The 22,546-nt window shown below is 70.6% G+C and carries 2 protein-coding genes; both read left to right on the top strand.

From position 1 onward, the window contains the following. Positions 1–43: 43 nt before the first annotated feature. Complete coding sequence (locus ACZ6YV_RS32360) at positions 44–22,288, top strand: non-ribosomal peptide synthase/polyketide synthase (protein WP_465513224.1); 22,245 nt, start codon at positions 44–46, stop codon at positions 22,286–22,288. Continuing rightward, a complete protein-coding gene (locus tag ACZ6YV_RS32355; RefSeq protein ID WP_465513223.1) occupies positions 22,285–22,494 on the top strand; it encodes an MbtH family protein in 210 nt (69 codons plus the stop codon). Before ACZ6YV_RS32360 ends, ACZ6YV_RS32355 begins: the two co-directional genes overlap by 4 nt. Positions 22,495–22,546: the final 52 nt, after the last annotated feature.

The raw sequence follows: 22,546 nt of genomic DNA, 5'->3' as shown, positions 1-22,546 counted from the left end.
GCATACGACGTTTCGCGCTTTTGAACGGTGGAGGCAGATCCCGATGAACCGCGGCTTTCCCCTGACCCCGGCACAGAAGGGAATCTGGCTCGCTCAGCAGCTCGACCCGGCCGATCCGGTCTACACGATCGGCTGGGTCGCCGAGCTCCGCGGTGACCTCGACATCGCCCGGCTGGGTGACGCCGTTCGGAGGGCGGTCGCGGAGGCGGAGTGCCTGCACGTCACGGTCGGGCTGGAGGGCGAAACGCCGGTCCAGCGCCCGGTCACCCCGGGCGAGGTCGCCGTTCTCGACTTCACCGGCGAGCCGGATCCGGAGCGGGTGGCCGACGAGTGGGCGCGGGCCGAACTGGCCGTGGTGGCCGATCCCGCCCGTGGCCCGCTCACCGGGCACACCCTGCTGATCCTGGCCGGGGACCGGGTCCGCTGGTTCCAGCGCTACCACCACCTGGTGATGGACGCGCACGGGCAGGCCGTCCTGACCCGGCGTGCGGCGGCGCTCTATTCGGGCACTGCCGAGGAGGTCGCCTGGCCGCTTTCGGGGCTGGTCGAGGCCTCGGAGGACGGGCAAGCCGACCGCGACTACTGGCTGGGCGAGCTCGCGAGCAGGCCGAACCCGGTGCGGCTGCTCGGCCGCGCGTCGGCCGGCCCGATCCGGCTGCGGCGGCACTCGTGGGAACTGCCCGCGGCGGACGCCGGCCGCCTGCGGAAGTTCGCGTTCGACGCGGGAACGAGGCTGTCCCGCGTCGCGATCGCCGCCGTGGCGGCCTACGCGCACCGGGTGACCGGTGCCGAAGACCTCGTCCTCGGCCTGCCGGTCACCGCGCGCACCACCCGCGCCCTGCGCGAGCAGCCGGGCATGGTGTCCAACGTCCTGCCTGTGCGGCTGGAGGTCCGCCCCGAGACGACGCCGGCGCGGCTCGTCGCCCAGGTCGCGGAGAAGGTCTCCGCGCTGCTGGAACACAGCCGGTACCGCGGTGAGGACCTCGCGCGTGAACTCGGCGCGAGCGGCGGGGTGCACGAACTCGTCGGGCTGAGCGTGAACTACATGGCCGTGGACGGCGAACTCGCGTTCGGCGACGCGACCGCCACAGTGCACAACCTGGAACTCGGGCCGATCAGCGACGTCGCCATCGCCGTGTACGACGCCGGTGAGGGCCGGGGCCTCCGTTTCGACTTCGACGCGGACGCGGCTGTCTCCACCGACGACGAACTCGCCGAACACCGCCGCCGGTTCGCCGCGGTGCTGGACGCCCTGGTGAAGGGACCGGACCTGCCGCTGGCAGCGATCGACCTGCTCTCGGGCGAGGAACGGGCCCGGATACTGGCGCTCGGGACCGCGGTGGCGGATTCGCCCGAGGTGTCCTGGCCCGAGGCGTTCGACCGGATCGTGGCACGGAAACCGGACGCCGAGGCCGTCGTCTGCGAGGACGTCCGCCTGACCTACGCCGAGCTGGACGCCGCCGCCAACCGGCTCGCTCGTCTGCTGAAGCGGCGAGGCGTCGGTGACGAGGACGTCGTCGCCGTGGCGATGCCGCGCTCGGCCGATCTCGTGGTCGCGCTCCTCGGTGTCATGAAGGCCGGGGCCGCCTATCTGCCGCTCGACCTCGACCACCCCGAGGATCGTCTCGCGTACATGCTTTCCCACGCGGGCGCGGGAATCGTGGTGTCCACAAGGGAGGAATCGGCGCAGCTGCCGCCCGGGGTGGACGTCGAACGGGTTCTTCTGGACGATCCGGCCCTCGTCGCCGAACTCGCGGAACTCGACGCGTCCACTGTGGACGTCAGCGGGGTCGCGCTGAGCCAGGCCGCGTACGTCATCTACACGTCGGGTTCGACGGGCAAGCCGAAGGGCGTTGTCCTGTCCCACGACGGGATCGGCAGCCTGATCAGCACCGCGACCGAACGGATCGGCATCGCCGAGGACAGCCGGGTGGTCCAGTTCGCCTCGACCGGGTTCGACGTGACGGTCTGGGATCTGGTCATGTCACTGTGCGTCGGCGGAACGCTGATCGTGGTGCCGTCGCACCGCCGCGTCGCGGGTGTCGAACTGACCGGCTACATCGCCGACAACGCGGCGACGCACATGATCCTGCCGCCGTCGCTGGTCGCGGCGCTGCCGCCGGACTGTGAACTGCCGAAGGGCGCGGTGCTGATCGTCGGCACCGAGACCGTCCCGCCGGAACTGATCGCGCGCTGGGCCGAGGACCTGAAGGTCGTCGCCGCGTACGGGCTGACCGAGGCGACGGTGAACTCTACGCTGTGGGCGGCCGAGCCCGGCTGGACCGGGCCCATCCCGATCGGCAGGCCGGATCCGAACACGCGTTGCTACGTCCTCGACACGGCGCTGCGGCCGGTCCCGGTCGGCGTCGAAGGGGAGTTGTACGTCGGCGGCCGCGGTCTCGCGCGGGGCTACGCCGGACGTCCGGGGCTGTCAGCGGAACGTTTCGTCGCCGACCCCTTCACCGGCGGCGGCGAGCGGATGTACCGCACCGGTGACAGGGTCCGCTGGCGCGCGGACGGGAACCTCGACTTTCTCGGCCGCACCGATCACCAGGTGAAGATCCGCGGCTTCCGGATCGAACCGGGGGAGATCGAGTCCGCGCTCGCCGCGTACGCCGGGGTCGAGCGGATCGCCGTCGTCCCGCGCGAGGTCAAGCCGGGGGACCGGCGCCTGGTGGCGTACGTCGTCCTGGAGGCGGACGGATCGCCGTCGCTGCTGAAGGAGTTGCGCGCCCACGCGGAATCGGCGCTGCCGCACTACATGGTGCCGTCGGCGTTCGTGGCGCTCGACCGGCTGCCGATCATGCCGAACGGCAAACTGGACCGCACCTCCTTGCCCCTGCCCGATTTCGGCGCCGCCGCCACCGGCCACGCGCCGCGCACCGAGCGGGAACGGATCCTGTGCGACGTCGTCGCGGCCGTCCTCGGGCTGGCCTCGGCCGGTGCCGATGACGACTTCTTCACCCTCGGCGGCGACAGCATCCTCTCCATCCGGCTGGTACTCGGCGCGGCCGAACGGGGCCTCGCCATCACGCCACGCCAGGTGTTCCAGCATCGGACTCCCGAGGCTCTAGCCGCGTGCGCGGAGACCATCACCGCCAAGTCCACTGTGGACCAGCGGCCGCTGCTGGAGCTGACCGACGCCGAGCGTGCGTCGCTCGCCGAGTTCGCCGACGTCCTGCCCGTGACGCCGTTGCAGGAAGGGTTCTTCTTCCACGCGGAGTTCGAAGGTGGCCAGGCGGCGGACATCTACACCGTCCAGGAAGTGCTGGACCTCGAAGGCGAGGTCGACGCCGACGCGCTGCGCCGGTCCGCGCAGGCGCTGTTGGACCGGTACTCGTCGCTGCGGTCCGGTTTCCGGCAGCTCGACGGCGGACAGGTCGTCCAGACGGTGACCCGGCACGCCGAACTGCCCTGGCGTGAAGTGCCCGCCGAAGACGCCGCGGAAGCCTTCGAGGCCGATCGCGCGCGCCGGTTCGACTTCGCCCGGCCGCCCTTGCTGCGCGCGACTTTCGCCCGGCTCGGTGAGGATCGCGCCAAGCTGGCGCTCACGTTCCACCACATCATCGCCGACGGCTGGTCGGTCGTGGTGCTGCTCCGCGAACTGCTGGCGGGATACGCGGGAACGGACGCCCCGCTCCCGGAACCGGGCACTCGCGAGGACCACCTGCGACGGCTCGCGTCGCGTGATCACGAGGCTGCGCGGGAAGCTTGGCGGACCGCACTGTCCGGAGTGGACGAACCCACGCGGCTGATCGAGGGGCAGTCCACGGCGGGGAGGCGGCCGTCGCGAGTGCACCTGAACCTCGGCGAACGGGCCACGGCGGCGCTGTCCGCCATGGCCCGCGCACACGGTCTCACCCTCGGAACCGTTCTGCACGGCGCCTGGGGGCTACTCCTCGGCGGGCTCACCGGCCGTGACGACGTGCTGTTCGGCAGCACCGTCTCCGGCCGCGACACCGGTGCCGACGGCCTCGAATCGGCTGTCGGCCTGTACATCAACACGGTGCCTGTCCGGCTGCGCTGGTCCCCGTCCGAAACCGTCGCCGCCGTGCTGCGCCGCCTGCAGGACGAGCAGGCGGCCTTGCTGGACCACCAGCATCTCGGCCTCGGCGAACTGCAGCGCGTCGCCGGTGCCGGGCAGGAAGAACTGTTCGACACCCTTGTGGTCGTCGAGAACTTCCCGCGTGACGCGGAGCCGTCCGGGATCCTGCGGCTCACCGGCGTCGAGGTCACCGACGCGGTGCACTTCCCGGTCGCGATGATCGCGACCCCGGGCACGGACCTGGCGTTCAGCCTCAAGTTCGACGCCGCCCGGATCGACGCGGTCACGGCCGGGCACCTCGCGGAACGGTTCGCGCGGCTGCTGGAGACGCTGACCGCGAACCCCGGCCTGCCGGTCACCGCTGTCGACCTACTCTCGCCCGCCGAACGCGGCCGGCTGGCCGAACTCAACGCGACCGCGCATCCGGTGCCCGAGCGGACGCTGGCCGAGGCCTTCGCCGAGCAGGTCGCCAAGACCCCGTCCGCGACTGCGGTGGTGTTCAAGGACACCGAACTGTCCTATGTGGATCTCGACACCCGCGCGGAGCAGCTGGCCCGCAGGCTGCGTTCCCTGGGTGCCGGTCCTGACGAGATCGTGGCCGTCGCCGTGCCGAGGTCGGCCGAACTGATGGTCGCGCTCCTCGGTGTGCTCAAGGCCGGGGCCGCCTACCTGCCGATCGACCTCGACTATCCGGCCGAGCGGCTCGAATACATGCTCGCCGACTCCAGTGCGCGTCTCGTGGTCTCCGAACCCGGGACGGCGTCGCGGATCCCGGTTGTCGCCGGGCTGACCCAGGTCTCCGTGTCCGGCGAGTCCGTCGTCGAGGACGTCCAGGGCGCGGCCGCCGGGGCCGACAACACCGCTTACCTGATCTACACCTCCGGATCGACCGGGCGGCCGAAGGGCGTGGCCGTCACGCATCGCGCGATCGTCAACCGGCTCGCGTGGATGCAGCACGAGTATCGGCTCACCGAGTCGGATCGGGTGCTGCAGAAGACGCCGTCGAGCTTCGACGTGTCCGTGTGGGAGTTCTTCTGGGCGCTGTGCGAGGGTGCCGCGGTGGTGCTGGCCGAACCGGACGGCCACCGCGATCCGGCTTATCTCGCGCGGCTGATCCGGGAACGTGAGATCACCACCCTGCACTTCGTCCCGTCCATGCTCGCCGCGTTCCTCGGCAGCGAGGACGTCACCGAAGACCTGCGCTGGGCCCGGTCCCTGCGTCGGGTCTTCTCCAGTGGGGAGGCGCTGACCGGCGAGAACGCCGCGCGCTGGCGCTCGCTCACCGGTGTCCCGCTGCACAACCTCTACGGCCCCACCGAGGCGGCCGTGGACGTGACCTACTTCGCCGTCGATGGGACCGAAGGCGCAGCAGTCCCCATTGGACGTCCGGTGTGGAACACGCGGGTGCACGTCCTCGACGGCTGCCTCCGCCCGGTGCCCGACGGCGTGGCGGGAGAGCTGTATCTCGCGGGTGTCCAGCTTGCCCGTGGCTACCACGGACGGCCGGGCTTGACCGCCGAGCGCTTCGTCGCCGACCCGTTCGGCGAACCGGGACAGCGGCTGTACCGCACCGGCGACCTCGTCCGGCGCCGCGCCGACGGCGAGATCGAGTACCTCGGCCGCACCGACCGCCAGGTGAAGATCCGCGGCAACCGGATCGAACTCGGCGAGATCGAAGCCGTTCTCGCCGCACAGCCGGAGGTCACCGCCGCCACGGTCGTGGCGAAGGATGGCGTGCTCGTCGGCTATGTGGCCGGCGGCGCGGATCCGGAGCTGCTGCGAGCCGCGGTGAGTGAAGTGCTTCCGGCTCCGATGGTCCCGTCTTCGTTCGTCGTCCTCGACGAGTTCCCGTTGACGCCCAGCGGAAAGCTCGACGTCCGGGCACTGCCCGCGCCTGAAATCGGCCAGTATGTCGCTACGCCTGAGAATGACCAGGAACGCGCCCTCGCGCGGATCTTCGCGGACGTCCTCGGCCTGGACACGGTCGGCGCCCACGGCGATTTCTTCCTGCTGGGCGGCGACAGCATCTCGTCTATCGCCGTGTCGAGCCGTGCTCGGCGGGCGGGGTTCGAACTGAGCCCCAAGGACGTCTTCGAACTCCGGACCCCGGCCGCGCTCGCCGCCTCCGCGACGCCCGCCGAACCGGTGGCCGATACCGACGGCGTCGGCGCCCTCCCGCTCCTGCCCGAAGTGCTGCGGCTGCGGGAACTGGGCGACGCGATGCGCCCGGAGTCCGTGCTGCTGACCGTGCCTTCCGGGGCCGACGTCGAGACGCTCGCCGCGGCCCTGCAACTCGTGCTCGACCACCACGACGGCCTGCGGCTCGAACTGTCGCGGATCGCGTCGGTGCTGTGGTCGCTCGAAATCCGTCCACAAGGGAATCTGCAAGCTGCTGACCTGCTCCGTCACGCAACTGGATCTGTCGAAGACGAGTACCGGGACGCGGCAAACCGGTTGTCGGAGAACTTGCTGCAGGCTGTCTGGTTCGACGAACCGGGCCGCTTGCTCCTGGTCGCCCATCCGATCCTGCTGGACGCGCGGAGCTTGACGATCCTCTCCGCAGACCTCGCGATCGCCTGGGAAGCCGTGACCAGCGGCCACCCGCTGGTGTTCACGCCGGTGCGGACCTCATTGCGGACCATCGCGCGCCGGATCACCGAAACGGCGCAGGACCCCGCACTGCTCGGCGAAATCGAGCACTGGGCCGAGACCTTGGCACCCGGTGCTTTCGAGATCGCCGCTGATGGGGACGTCGCCGAACGCCGGATCACCCTGTCCATCGAGGACACCCGGAAGCTCGTCGCACTCCACGGCGATGTGACCGACGTCCTCCTGACGGCGCTGAAAACCGCCGTCGACGGCGAACTTCTCGTCGATCTCCATGGCCGGGTGGACGTTTCGGACACCATCGGCGCCCTGACGTCGGTCCGCCCGGTGCGGATCACCGCGACAGGCGAACCGCTCGCGATGCTCAAGGCCGTCAAAGAGACCGTCCGGAAGACGCCTGAGAGTTACGGCCCGCTGCGCTATCTCAACGCCCAGACCGGTCCGCTGCTCGCCGGGCTCGCGAAGCCGCGGATCGCTCTGCGCTACGACGGCCTGATCCCGGCAGCGCCGGGGGAGTGGCAGGTCGCCGGGCACGCGGCGACGCCGCCGTCCGGAGACCACGTCCTGCGGATCGGGGTCGCCTGCGAGGACACCGAGGACGGGCCGAGGCTGACGGCGACGTTCGCGGGCCCGGCAGGAGCGCTCGCCGAACGCTGGGCCGCGGCCTTACGCGAACTCGCTGCCGCGGACACGGGCGTGCCGCTGGGGCTCACGCCGTCCGACCTCGAACTCGTCTCCCTGACGCAGGAGGAGATCGCCCGCGTCGAGCGGTTCAGCCGGGCGCCGGTCGCCGACGTCTGGCCGCTGTCGCCACTGCAGGAAGGCCTGTTCTTCCACTCCAGCTACAACTCCGACCGGGTCGACATCTACACGATCCAGGAGGCGATCGACTTCGACCACCGCCTGGACGCCGGCCGGTTGCGGTCGGCGGTGTCCGCGCTGGTCCGCCGGATCCCCAGCCTCGGCGCCGGTTTCACCAGCGAGGGCCTGCGGGGGCCGGTCCAGTTCGTGGCGGCCGACGTCGAACCTCCGCTGTCCGAAGTGGATCTTTCGACGCTGCCCGAAGACGAGCAGCGGGCACGGCTCGACGAACTGATGGCCGAAGACCGCGCGACGCGGTTCGACCTCGGTGCCCCGCCGCTGTTCCGGCTGAAACTGGTCCGGCTCGGGCACGGGCGCGACCGTGTCGTGCTGAACCGGCACCTGCTGCTGTGGGACGGCTGGTCCGCCTGGCTGTTCATCGAGCAGCTGTTCGCGCTGTACGACCTCGGCGGGGACGACCGGACACTGCCCGCCGCTGGGTCCTATGTGGACTTCCTGCGCTGGCTGGACCGGCAGGATATCGAGGCCGCCACCGAAGCCTGGCGCGAGGCGCTGTCCGGGCTCGCGGAGCCGACCGTCATCGGGCCGGAAGGCAGGGATCTGGTCCCGGCCACCCCGGTCAACCTGGACACCGTCCTGCCCGGCGACCTCAGCGGCGCGCTGCGGGAACAGGCCCGGCGCCACGGCCTGACCGTCAACTCCGTGCTCAACGCCGCCTGGGGCCTGGTCCTCTCGACCATGACCGGACGGCACGACGTCGTGTTCGGCGCCGCTGTCGCGGGCAGGCCCGCCGCCGTGCCCGAGATCGAGAACACCATCGGCCTGTTCCTCAACACCGTGCCCACGCGGGTGCGGCTCGACGCGGCCGAGTCCGTCCTGGACCTGGTGCGGCGCCTGCAGTCCGAGCGGATGGACCTGACCCCGTACGAGTTCATGAGCCTCGGCGTCCTGCAACGGGAGGCCGGGCACCGGGTCCTGTTCGACACGCTCTTCGTGCTGCGCAACGCGGACGGTGACGAGCGCCGTGACGGCCTCCGCCACCGGCACGGCATCACCGACCTGCTCAACATCGACGCGACGCACTATCCGCTGACGCTGGTGGTGACGCCGGGCGAGGAAATCCGGGTCACGCTGTCCTACCGGGACGACGTGATCGACGCGGGCGAGGCCGGGTCGGTGCTGGGTCTGTTCACGTCGCTGGTCGGCCAGATCGTCGACGACCCGGCGAAACCGGTCGCCGCGCTCGCGACGGTGTCCACTGAGGACCGAGCCGCGCTGGAGGCGGGCTGGGCCGAGGCCGAGAACCCGGTCATCGAGGACACGATCGCGGACCTGCTCGCCGTCCAGGCGGAGCGGACCCCCGACGCGACGGCCTTGGTGTTCGGTGACGAACAGCTGACCTACGCCGAACTCGACGCGCGCATCAACCGGATGGCCCGGCTCCTGCTGGCGAAGGGGGCCGCGCCGGAACAGGTGATCGCGCTCGGCCTGCCGCGGTCGATCGACATGGTCGTCGCGCTGTTCGCCGTCCTGCGGACCGGCGCGGCGTATCTGCCGCTGGAACTCGACTACCCGGCCGACCGGCTCGCGGTGATGCTGGAAGACGCCGGGCCGTTGTGCTTGGTGTCCACAAAGGACGTCTCGGCGACGCTGCCCGACGCCACGCCGCGGGTGCTCGTCGACAACCATGAAGACAGGGCGTTCGACGACGGCCCGATCTCCGACGCCGAACGCCCGTTGTTCGCGCGAGGCCGCGCGGACCGCCTGGAGCACCCGGCGTACGTCATCTACACGTCGGGCTCGACGGGCAAGCCCAAGGGTGTCGTCACGCCGTACCGCGGCCTGACGAACATGCAGCTCAACCACCAGGGCGCGATCTTCGCCCCGGCCATCGCGGCGGCGGGCGGACGGCGGCTGCGGATCGCGCACACCGTGTCGTTCGCCTTCGACATGTCCTGGGAAGAGCTGCTGTGGCTCGTCGAGGGGCACGAGGTCCACGTCTGCGACGAGGAACTGCGCCGGGACGCGCGGGCGCTCGTGGCGTACTGCGACGAGCACGAGGTCGACGTCGTCAACGTGACGCCGACGTACGCCCACCTGTTGATCGAGGAAGGCCTGCTGGAGGGGCACCGGCCCGCGCTCGTCCTGCTCGGCGGCGAGGCGGTGTCGGAGTCGGTGTGGAACAGGCTGCGGGACACCGACGGCACCTACGGCTACAACCTGTACGGCCCCACCGAATACACGATCAACACCCTCGGCGGCGGCACGACCGACAGCGACACCCCGACCGTCGGCAAACCGATCTGGAACACCCGTGCCTACATCGTGGACGCCTGGCTCCGGCCGGTCCGCGACGGCGTCGCGGGTGAGCTCTACATCGCCGGTGAGGGGCTGGCCCGCGGCTACCTCGGCCGTCCCGGGCTGACCGCCGAACGGTTCGTCGCCGACCCGTTCGTCCCTGGGCATGGAAGCCGCATGTACCGCACCGGTGACCTGGTGCGCCGCCGCGCGGACGGGAACCTCGACTTCCTCGGCCGGACCGACGACCAGGTCAAGATCCGCGGCTACCGCGTCGAACTCGGCGAGATCGAGACCGCGCTCAGCCGGTACCCGGAGGTCGCGCAGGCCGCCGTCATCGCCCGGCCCGACCCGTCGGCACCCGGGCTGAAACGGCTCATCGGGTACGTCGTCCCGGCCGAACTGAGCGGGGACGCGCGGGCCGAGGCGGAAGCCGACCAGGTCGGCGAGTGGCAGCAGATCTACTCCGACGAGTACACCGAGATCCCGACGGCGTTGTTCACCGAGGACTTCGCGGGCTGGGACTCCAGCTACGACGGCGACCCGATCCCGCTGGAGCACATGCGGGAATGGCGGCAGGCGACCGTCGACAGGATCGCCGAACTGAAGCCGGAACGAGTGCTGGAGATCGGCGTCGGCACCGGTCTGCTGCTGGGGCAGATCGCGCCGCTGGCTCAGGAGTACTGGGGCACCGACCTCGCCGCCCCGGTGATCGCGAAGCTGAACCGCGAGCTGGAACGGGATCCGGCGCTGGCGGCCAAGGTGAACCTGCGTGCCCAGCCGGCGCACGTGTTCGACGGCCTGCCCGACGGCCGGTTCGACACCATCGTGATCAACTCCGTCATCCAGTACTTCCCGAGCGTCGACTACCTGACCGACGTCATCACGAAGGCGATCGGCCTGCTCGCGCCCGGCGGCGCGCTGTTCGTCGGCGACGTCCGGAACCTGCGGCTCGCCCGCGCCTTCCACACCGCGATCCAGCTCACCCGCGCCGACGCGACCTCCGACGTCGCCCAGGTACGGCGGGCGATCGAACGCGGGGCCGCGCTGGAGAAGGAACTCCTGATCGACCCGGACTACTTCACCGCGCTCGCGCGGCAGCTTCCGGAGGTCGCCGCGCAGGTCCGGATCAAACGGGCCCGGCTGCACAACGAGCTGAGCCGGTACCGCTACGACGCCGTCCTGGTGAAGGAGGCGGCCGACACCTTGTCGGTCGCGCAGGCGGCACGCTTCTCGTGGGACGAGGTCGGATCCCTCGCCGCGCTGGAGGAGCGGCTCACCGGGGCGGAAACGCTGCGCGTGAGCCGGATCCCGGACGCGCGGCAGACGCCGGAGGTCGAGGCGACACGAGCGCTGGACGCCGGTGCACCGCTGATCGACGTCCTGGACCTGTTCCGCGCCCCTGGCGGGATCGAGCCCGAGGACGTGCACGAACTCGGGGACCGGCTCGGCTTCCGGGTGTACTGCACCTGGTCGGCCGAGGGCGCTTTCGAGGCGCTGTTCGTCCACAAGGGACAGCCGGACGCGCTGATCACCGGGGTACACCAGCCGGTTTCGCTCGGCACCAACCTGGCCAAGTACGCCACGAGCCCGACGGCGGCCCGCGGCGGCGGCGAACTGGTGCAGCGCCTACGCGACAGGCTCAAGACGGAACTGCCGGACTACATGGTCCCGGCCGCGTTCGTCACGCTGGGCGCGCTGCCGCTGACCGACAACGGCAAGCTCAACACGCGGGCGCTGCCGGAGGCCGATCAGGCGGTGCGGCTCGCCGAAAGCCGTCCGGCCGAGACCGCCGCGGAGGAGACGCTGTGCGCGCTCTTCGCCGAGGTCCTCGGGGTGGACGGGGTCGGCGTCGAGGACAACTTCTTCGACCTCGGCGGCCATTCGCTGCTGGCCACCCGGCTCATCAGCCGGGCCCGGACCGAACTCGGCGCCGAACTGGCCATCCGTGACCTGTTCGAGGCGCCGACGGTCGCCGAGCTGGCTGCCCGCGCGGGCGGTGGCGAACCGGCGCGGCCCGCGGTGGTCCGCGTCGAGCGTCCTGAACGGATCCCGCTGTCGTCCGCCCAGCGCAGCCTCTGGCTCGTCGACCGGATGGAAGCGAACGCGGTCGCCTACAACTTCCCGCTGACCTTCCGGCTGCGGGGCGGCCTTGATCTCGGCTCTCTCCGACTGGCGCTCGGTGACGTCCTCGGCAGGCACGAGGTCCTGCGGACCGTCATCGCCGAGCACGACGGGGAGCCCTGTCAGCGCGTCCTCGACGCGCCGGAGATCCCGTTCATCGTCGAGGAGTGCGACGAGACGGGGCTGGACGCCCGGATCGCTGCGCTTTCCAGGACACCGTTCGACCTGGCGCGGGAGATTCCGGTCCGGCTGCGGGTGCTGCGGCTCGGCGACGACGACCAGGTGATCTCGCTGGTCCTGCACCACAGCGCGACCGACGAATGGTCCGACCGCCCGTTCCTGGGCGATCTGACCTCGGCGTATCAAGCGCGGCTCGCCGGTGAGAGTCCCGTGTGGACGGACTTGCCGGTGCAGTACGCCGACTTCGCTCTCTGGCAGAAAGACTTCCTCGACCAGCGCGGCGCCGCTCAGGTCGCGTTCTGGGCCGAGGCCTTGCGGGGCGCGCCGGACGAGCTGACGTTGCCGCTGGATCGCCCGCGTCCGCTCCGGCCGACCGGCAAGGGCGGGAAGGTGAAGTCCCGCCTCTCCGGCGAGCTGTCGTCCGCCGTCCGTGAACTGGCGGCGAGGGCGGGAGCGAGCCCGTTCATGGTGCTGCAGGCGGCGGTGGCCGCACTGCTGCACCGGACCGGGGCAGGCGACGACATCGCGCTGGGTGCCCCGATCGCGGGGCGCACCGACGCGGCGCTCGACGACCTCGTCGGGTTCTTCGTGAACACGCTGGTGCTGCGGACCGATCTCTCCGGCGACCCGACGTTCGCCGCGCTGCTCGACAGGGTGCGCGAGGCGGATCTCGCCGCCTTCTCACATGGTGACCTGCCGTTCGAACGCGTCGTCGAGGAGCTGAACCCGCCCCGCGTGCCGGGGCGCAACCCGCTGTTCCAGGTGATGGTGGGCTACCACCGGCAGAGCGGTGCCCACGACGTGCTCGGCCTGCCCGCCGAGTGGTTCGAGATGGACACCGGAATGGCGAAGTTCGACCTGCACTTCACGATGGTCGATGACGAGAACACCGCCACGCTGATGCTGGAGTACGCCGAGGATCTCGCTGACGAAGCGACGGCAGAGCGGTTGCTCAACCGGCTCACGGCCCTGCTGGAACAGGTCACCGCCGAACCCGACCGGCCGGCCGGCCTGCTCGACGTCCTCGTCGGTGACGAACTCGCGCGAGTGGCCGAGTGGAACCGCACGGCTCGTGAAGTCCCGGCCGGGACGTTGCCGGAGTTGTTCGAGGCTCAGGTCGCGCGGACGCCGGATGCTTCCGCTGTGGTGTTCGAGGGTTCCGAGCTTTCGTATGCCGAGTTCAACGTGCGGACGAATCAGCTGGCACGGTGGTTGGTCGGTCAAGGAGTGGGCGCGGAGTCCGTGGTGGCGGTGTCGCTGCCGCGATCGCTCGATCTGGTCGTCGCGCTCTACGCCGTCCACAAGGCAGGTGGCGCTTACCTGCCTGTCGACCGCGACTATCCGGCGGATCGCGTCGCTTTCATGCTCGAAGACGCCGCCCCTGCGGTCGTCCTCGACGAGTTGCCTGTTCTGGACGGCTTTTCCGGCGAGAATCTGGGCCGGGTGGTGGACTCGTCTTCTCCGGCGTACGTGATTTACACGTCCGGTTCGACTGGGCGTCCCAAGGGTGTCGTGGTGCCGCATGAGGGCATCGTGAACCGGTTGCTGTGGATGCAGGGCGAGTACGGTCTGACGGCCGATGATCGTGTTCTGCAGAAGACGCCGTCGAGTTTCGATGTGTCGGTGTGGGAGTTCTTCTGGCCGTTGATCACCGGTGCGACGCTGGTCGTCGCCAAGCCCGAGGGCCACAAGGATCCGGCGTACCTCGCCGAGCTGATCCGCACCGCCGGGATCACGACCGTCCACTTCGTCCCGTCGATGCTCGCGGCGTTCCTCCTCGAAGAGCCGCGATGGCACGCCGTCCGCCGGGTCCTGTGCAGTGGCGAGGCGCTGCCTTCGGAGCTGGCCGCCCGCGTGGACGTCCCGCTGTTCAACCTCTACGGCCCGACCGAAGCGTCCGTCGACGTGACGGCGTGGCAGGCCGGTGCCGAAACGACGCCGACTGTCCCGATCGGGCGCCCGGTGTGGAACACGCGGACCTACGTGCTGGACGCGCGGTTGAACCCGGTTCCGCCGGGTGTCCCCGGCGAGCTTTACCTTGCCGGTGCGCAGCTCGCCCGCGGATATTTGGCCCGGCCGGGGCTGACCGCCGAGCGCTTCGTCGCCGACCCGTTCGGTGAGGCGGGGGAGCGGATGTACCGGACCGGGGACCTAGCGCGCTGGTCGGACGACGGTGTCCTGGAGTTCCTCGGCCGTGTCGACGACCAGGTCAAGATCCGCGGGTTTCGGGTCGAACTCGGCGAGGTCGAAGCGGCCTTGGCGGCGTCGGCGTCCGTCACCCGTGCCGTGGTCGTCGCTCGTGAAGACCGGCTGGTGGCCTATGTCGTCGGTTCCGATGACGGACTGCGGGACGCGGTGGCCGCGAGGTTGCCCGAGCACATGGTGCCGTCCGCGATCGTCGTACTCGACGAGATCCCGCTGACCCCGAACGGCAAACTCGACCGGAAGTCCTTGCCCGCGCCCGAGTTCGCGACTGCCGAAGGCCGCGAGCCCCGGAACGCGCGGGAAGAAGCTCTGTGTGCGTTGTTCGCCGACGTGCTCGGCGTGGAGCGGGTCGGGATCGACGACGGCTTCTTCACCCTCGGCGGCCATTCGCTGCTGGTGATGCGCCTGGTCAGCCGGATCTCGGCGAGCCTGGACGCCACGGTGTCGGTCCGCGACGTCTTCGACGCCCCCACCGTCGCGGCGCTGGCGGAACGGCTCGCCGGACCGTCGGCCCACCCGGTCCCGATCGCCGGGAACCGGCCGGACGTGCTGCCGCTTTCGCCCGCGCAGCAACGCTTGTGGTTCCTCTACCGGCTCGAAGGCGTCACGCCCACCTACAACATCCCGCTCGCCTGGCGCCTGCACGGCGAGCTGGACGCGGACGCGTTGCGTGCGGCGGTCGGCGACGTCGTCGAGCGGCACGAAACGCTCCGGACCGTGTTCGCCGAGGAAGACGGCGTCGTCGCGCAGCGGATCCTCGCCGACGTGCGACCTGACGTCGTGTTCGCCGAGGCCGTGGATCTGCCGGCGCAGCTGTCCGCCGAGGCCGGTCGCGGGTTCGCCCTCGACGAGGAACTTCCGATCCGGGTCACGGTCTTCGCCGTGTCGCCGCGGGAACACGTCCTGCTGCTGGTGCTGCATCACGTGGCGACGGACGAGGGCTCACAGGGGCCGCTGATGGCCGACCTCGCCACAGCGTACGAGTCCCGCTTGTCAGGCATCGCTCCACAGTGGACTGAGTTGCCGGTCCAGTACGCGGACTACGCCTTGTGGCAACGGGAACTGCTCGGTTCGACGGCCTCCGGGCACCTCGAGTTCTGGCAGGAAGCGCTGGCGGGCCTGCCGGAGGAACTGGCACTGCCCTCGGACCGGCCGCGTCCGGCCGAGTCGAGTCACCGCGGTGGCCTCGTCACCTTCCCGATCGACGCCGCCCTCACCGAACGCCTGCGCGACGTCGCCCGCGAGCACGACGTCAGCATGTTCATGCTGGCCCAGGCCGCGGTCGCGGCGCTGCTGCACCGGCTCGGCGCCGGGGACGACATCCCGCTCGGCGCGCCGAGTTCCGGCCGCACCGACGAACGGCTGGAGCCGCTGGTCGGCTTCTTCGTGAACTCGCTCGTGCTGCGCACCGACCTGTCCGGCGACCCGGCGTTCGGTGACCTGCTCTCGCGGGTGCGCGCGACGGATCTGGCCGCCTTCGAACACCAGGACCTGCCGTTCGAGCGCCTGGTCGACGCGGTCAACCCGGAGCGCTCGCTGGCCCGGCACCCGTTGTTCCAGGTGATGGTGGTCTACCTGCCCGAATCCGGCGACGGGCTGACACTGCCCGGCCTTCGCGCGAATCGGGAGGACTTCGCGCAGGGCATCGCCAAGTTCGATCTCGAATTCGGGTTCCTGGAGAACACCGACGGCATCTCGGCCGCGATCGAATACAGCGCCGACCTGTTCGACCACACCACGGCCGAAGCGTTCGCGCGGCGCCTGGCCGCCGTCCTGGCGCAGGTGGCCGCTGATCCCACGATCCCGGTCGGCGCGCTCGACGTCCTCGACGAAGACGAGCGCTCGCTGCTCCGGCAGTGGAACGACACCGCGCACGACGTCCCGGCGGTGACGTTGCCGGAGTTGTTCGAGGCGCAGGTGGCGTGGACGCCGGATGCTCCTGCTGTGGTGTTCGAGGGCTTCGAGCTGTCGTATGCCGAGTTCAATGCGCGGGCGAATCAGGTGGCGCGGTGGCTGGTGGAGCAGGGGGTGGGTGCGGAGTCGGTGGTGGCGGTGTCGCTGCCGCGATCGCTCGATCTGGTCGTCGCGTTGTACGCGGTCCACAAGGTGGGCGCGGCGTATCTGCCGCTCGACACGGACTATCCGGCCGACAGGCTGGCTTTCATGCTCGAAGACGCCGCTCCTGTGGTCGTTCTCGACGAGTTGCCTGTTCTGGATGGTTACTCGGGCGAGAATCTGGGCCGGGTGGTAGATCCTTCTGCTCGGGCGTATGTGATCTACACGTCGGGTTCCACTGGGCGCCCCAAAGGTGTTGTGGTGCCGCATGAGGGCATCGTGAACCGGTTGCTGTGGATGCAGGGCGAGTACGGTCTGACGGCCGATGATCGTGTTCTGCAGAAGACGCCGTCGAGTTTCGATGTGTCGGTGTGGGAGTTCTTCTGGCCGCTGATCACCGGTGCGACGCTGGTGGTCGCGAAACCGGACGGTCACCGCGATCCCCGATACCTCGCGGAGCTGATCCGCGAGCAGCGGATCACGACGCTGCACTTCGTCCCGTCGATGCTGGAGGCGTTCCTCGCCGAAGAGCCGCGGTGGCACGATGTCCGCCGGGTTCTGTGCAGTGGCGAGGCGCTGCCGCCCGAGCTCGCCGCTCGTGTGGACGTCCCGCTGCACAACCTCTACGGGCCGACCGAGGCGTCGGTGGACGTGACCTCCTGGGCGGTCGTCGACGACACCGTCCCCATCGGACGTCCGGTGTGGAACACCCGCGTCCACGTGCTGGACGCCCGGCTCCGCCCGGTCCCGCCGGGTGTGGCGGGCGAGCTGTACCTGGCGGGAGCGCAACTCGCGCGCGGCTACCTCGGCCGGGCCGGGCTGACCGCCGAGCGGTTCGTGGCGAACCCGTTCGCCGCGGGGGAGCGGATGTACCGCACGGGCGACCTCGCGCGGTGGCGTGCCGACGGCGCGCTCGACTACCTCGGCCGCGCCGACGACCAGGTCAAACTGCGCGGGTTCCGGATCGAGCTGGGTGAGATCGAGTCCGTGCTGTCCGCGCGTGTGGTCTTGAGAGAAGGCAGGCTCGTCGCCTACCTGACCGGGGAGGTCGACGTCGAGGAAGCCCGGCGGCTGGCCGAAGCGGCTTTGCCGGAGTATATGGTGCCCTCGGCGTTCGTCGTACTGGACGCTTTCCCGTTGACACCCAACGGGAAGCTTGACCGCAAGGCGCTGCCCGCCCCGGACTTCGCCGTCGAGGTCTCCGGCGACGCCCCGCGGACACCGCGAGAAGAACTGCTCGCGTCACTCGTCGCCGATGTCCTCGGGCTGGAGAAGGTCGGCGTCCACGACGACTTCTTCCGCCTCGGCGGGGACAGCATCGTCGCGATGCAGTTGGTCGGCCGAGTGCGGAGCGCCGGGCTGCTGCTCAGCCCGCGCGACGTCTTCCGGCACCGGACCGTCGCGGCGCTGGCCGAGGTCAGCTCGGTGCGGCTCGACGCGCCCGCGCCGGCGAGCGGGAAGCCGTTGGTGGACCTCGACCCGGCCGAACGCGCGGAGATCCTCGACGTCGCACCGGACACGGCCGAAGTGTGGCCGCTGACGCCGTTGCAGGCGGGGTTGCTCTTCCACGCGACGATGGACGGCGACGGGCCCGACGTCTACACCGTCCAGGTGTCCTTCGATCTCGAAGGGTCGCTCGATCCGGCTCGCCTGCGCGATGCCGCTCAGGCACTCGTCGACCGGCATGCCGTCCTGCGCACCGGTTACCGCTACCTCGCTTCCGGCCGTCCGGTCGCGCTGGTGGCGCGTTCGGTCACGGTTCCCTGGCGCTTGGTGGCCTCGGCGGACGTCGTCGAGGCGGAGATGGCCCATGACCGGCGCCGGTTCGATCCGGCGGTCGCCCCGATGCTGCGTTTCCTGCTGGTGCCCCTGCCGGACGGACGGCACCGGCTGGTGTTCACCCACCAGCACGTCCTGCTCGACGGCTGGTCGGTGCCGCAGCTGTTCGCGGAGCTGTCCCAGCTGTACGCGGGCGCAGACCTGGCACCGGCGCGGCAGTACCGCGACCATCTCGGGTGGCTCGGTGCCCAGGATCGGGAGGCGGCGGACGCCGCTTGGCGGCAGGCGCTCGACGGGCTGACCGAGCCGACCCATCTCGTCCCACACGACCCGCAGCGGGTCCCGGCGCTGCCGGAGCGGTTGTCCCTGGAGCTGCCGGAGCAGGCGACGAGTGCGCTGGCCGCACTCGCGCGCTCGCGGGGGTTGACGCTGAACACCCTCGTCCAGACCGCGTGGAGCATCGTGCTCGGCAGGCTGACCGGCCGGTCGGACGTCGTGTTCGGCGCGACGGTCGCCGGGCGCCCGCCGGAGCTGGCCGGGGTCGAGCGGATGATCGGCCTGTTCATCAACACGATCCCGGTGCGGATCACGGTCGACCCCGCCGCGAAGCTGGGAGACCTGCTAGACCGGGTCCAGGACGAGCAGTCCGGCCTGCTCGTGCACCAGCACTTCGGGCTCGCCGACATCCAGCGCGGCGCCGGGCTGGGGGAGCTGTTCGACACGCTGATGGTGTTCGAGAGCTACCCGGGCGCGGACGAAGACGAGAACGGCGCCGGGCTGCGCGGGGAGATCGTGCGCCATGAGGACTCCACGCACTATCCGCTCACCTGGGCGGTGGAACCCGGCGCCCGGCTGAAGCTCACCGCCGAGTACCGGTCCGACCTGTTCGACGCGGGTCTGCCGGAACGGCTTCTTCCCGCGATGGAGCGGGTGCTCGCCGCGATGGTGTCCGATGTGGACATACTCGTCGGCAGAGTCGACATCCTGGCGGAAGCCGACCTCGACCTGATCGTGCGCGAGTGGAACGGGACGGTACTCACCGTCGAACCGTCCACTGTGGCCGGTCTGTTCGAGGATCAGGTCCGGCGTTCGCCCGGCGCGACGGCGGTGGTGTCCGGCGAGGTCACCTGGTCGTTCACCGAGCTGAACGAGCGCGCCAACCGGCTCGCCAGGGCGCTGGTCGCCCACGGCGTGGGTCCCGAGGACTTCGTCGCCTTGGCACTGCCGCGTTCGGCGGACGTGCTGCTGGCGATCCTCGCGGTCCACAAGGCGGGGGCGGCGTATCTGCCGCTCGACCCGGACTACCCGGCCGAGCGGCTGGCCGCGATGCTCGCCGACGCGCGGCCCAAGGTGCTCCTGACCGAGCCGGAACTGCTGGAATCGCTGCCCAGGACGGACATCGAGACGCTGGCGCTCTGCGCGCTGGTCACCGAGGACCGGCAGGCGCACGACCTCACCGATCGGGACCGGGTCCGCCCGCTCGGCCCGGAACATCCGGCGTATGTGATCTACACGTCGGGTTCGACGGGGACTCCGAAGGGGGTCGTCGTCCCGCATCGCGGTGTGGTGAACCTGTTCCACAGCCACCGTGCCACGTTGCACCGGCCCGCGGTCGAGGCCGCCGGCAAACCGCATCTGCGGGTGGGGCACGCGTGGTCGTTCTCCTTCGACGCCTCCTGGCAGCCGCAACTGTGGCTGCTCGACGGACACGCCGTGCACGTCGTGGACGAGCAGACCCGGCGCGATCCCGAACTCCTCGCCGCGATGATCGAACGGGACGGCTTCGACTTCATCGAGGTCACGCCGTCGTTCTTCGCGCAGATGGCCGAAGCGGGCCTGCTCGACGGCGACCGGTGCCCCCTGGCCGTGATCGGCGTCGGCGGCGAGGCGGTGCCCGAGAGTCTGTGGCACCGGCTGGCCACTTTGGACGGAACCGAAGCCTTCAACCTATACGGACCGACGGAATCCACAGTGGACGCCTTGGTCGCGCGGATCGGTGACAGCGAGAAGCCGCTGGTCGGCCGCCCGGTCGCGAACACCCGCGCCTACGTGCTGGACGCGGCGCTGCGGCCGGTGCCGCCCGGGGTCACCGGCGAGCTGTACCTCGCCGGTTCCGGCCTCGCCCGGGGCTACCTCGGGCGGGCCGCGCTGACGTCGGAGCGGTTCGTGGCGGATCCGTTCGGCCCGGCGGGAGCGCGGATGTACCGCACCGGCGACCTCGCCCGCTGGACCTCGGACGGACGGCTGGACTTCGGCGGGCGCGCCGACGACCAGGCGAAGATCCGCGGGTTCCGGGTCGAACCGGGGGAGGTCGAGGCCGTGCTCGAAAGGCACGGCGAGGTCGCGCAGGCCGTCGTCCTGGTGCGTGAGGACCGTCCGCGGGTCAAGCAGCTGGTGGCCTATGTGGTGTCCACTGTGGATCGGGCGGAACTGCGGCGGTTCGCGGCCGAGGCGCTGCCGGAGTACATGGTCCCGGCGGCCTTCGTCACACTCGACGCGCTTCCGGTGTTGTCCAACGGGAAGCTGGACCGCAAGGCGTTGCCCGCACCGGATTACGCCGAGCTGGTCAGTGGCCGGGCACCCGAGACGGAACGGGAAAAGGCGTTGTGCGCGCTCTTCGCGGAGGTGCTCGACGTGCCGGAACTCGGTGCCGACGACGACTTCTTCGCGCTCGGAGGGGACAGTATCGTCGCGATGCGGCTGGTCAGCCGGGCCCGCGCGGCCGGGCTGAAGATCACGCCGCACGAGGTGTTCGCGCGGCGTACGGTCGCGGGTCTGGCCGAGGTCGCCGAGAGCCTGGAGGACGACGGCACTGTCGCGCTCACACCGATCATGCACGCGCTCCGCGAACTCGGCGGGCCGATCGCCGGCTACCACCAGGCTGCGCTGGTGCAGACGCCGTCCGGGATGACCGGCGAGCAGCTGACGGCCGTGCTCGGCGCCGTCGTCGCCCGGCACGACATGCTTCGCGCGCGGCTCGACCGGTCGGTGGACGGCTGGGCGCTGCAGGTGCCCGGATCCGTCGACATCTACGTCGAACGTGTCGAGGCCGACGGCGATCTGCCAGCGCTGATCGCTCGGCACGCGGAGCCGACGCGGTCCCGCCTGGACCCGGACGCCGGTGTGATGCTGAGCGCGACCTGGTTCGACGCGGGAACGGCCGGCCCCGGCCGGTTACTGCTGATGATCCATCACCTGGCCGTCGACGGTGTCTCGTGGCGGATCCTGTTGCCGGATCTGGCTTCCGCGTGGGAGTCGGTCGCTCGCGACGAGGCGCCGGAACTGCCCCCGGTGCCGACCTCGTTCCGGCGGTGGTCGCGGAGCCTGTCCACTCAGGACCGTGGGGGTGAACTGGACCGGTGGAAGTCGGTGCTGGGCGGCGGCGATCCGATCCCGCTGGACCGGCCACTCGACCCGGCTCGCGACGTTCTGGGGACCGTGAGGAAGGTGTCGCTGACGCTGCCCGCCGAGCGGACGGCCCCGCTGCTGTCCCGCGTTCCGTCGGCGTTCCGGGCGACGGTCAACGACGTCCTGCTCACCGGCCTCGCGCTCGCCGTCGCCCGCTGGCGCCGGGACGAGGGACAAGCGGTGCTCGTCGACGTCGAGGGACACGGCCGCGAGGAGGAACTGGCCGGTGGCGCGGACCTTTCGCGGACGGTCGGCTGGTTCACCAGTGTCGTCCCGGTGTGCCTGGACCTGGGCGACCTCGATCTGGACGACGCGTTCGCGGGCGGAGCCGCCGCCGGTGCCGCGCTCGAGCGGGTCCGGACGCATCTCGGCGGGCTGCCGGACGGCGGGATCGGGCACGGTCTGCTCCGGTACCTCGATCCTCGGACCGGTCCTGAGCTGGCGAAGTTCGCGAAGCCGCAGATCGAGTTCAACTACCTCGGCCGGATCGGTGTCCCCGAAGCGACCGACTGGTCGTACGCGGCGGAAGCCGAAGCGGCCGAAATCGGGGCGGACGAGCGCATGCCGGCCTCGCACGCACTGACGATCAACGCGCTGACCGAGGACCACCCCGGTGGCCCCGAACTGGGCGCGGAGTGGTCCTGGCCGGAGGCCGTGCTGACCGAAGAGTCGGTGCGGGAACTGGCGGAAGGCTGGTTCGCCGCGCTCGACGCGCTCACCCGACGTGCTGAATCATCGGATACACCAAAGGAGAACAAGACATGACGAACCCGTTCGAGAACCCTGACGGTACGTACCTGGTGCTGGTCAACGACGAGGGTCAGCACAGCCTGTGGCCCGAGTTCGTCGAGGTCCCGGCGGGTTGGGCGAGGAAGTTCGGCCCGGCCTCGCGTCCGGAGTGCCTCGAGTACGTCGAGACCCACTGGACGGACCTGCGGCCCGCTTCGCTCGTCAAGGCCATGGAGTCCTGACCGGGTTTGGTCGGTCAAGTCCGTGAAGGCCTCTGGATCTCTCAAGGAAGCC

It is taken from the genome of Amycolatopsis sp. NPDC102522, assembly GCF_055584485.1.
Note: the sequence above shows the minus strand (reverse complement) of the source record. Positions and strands in the feature narration are given on the sequence as shown.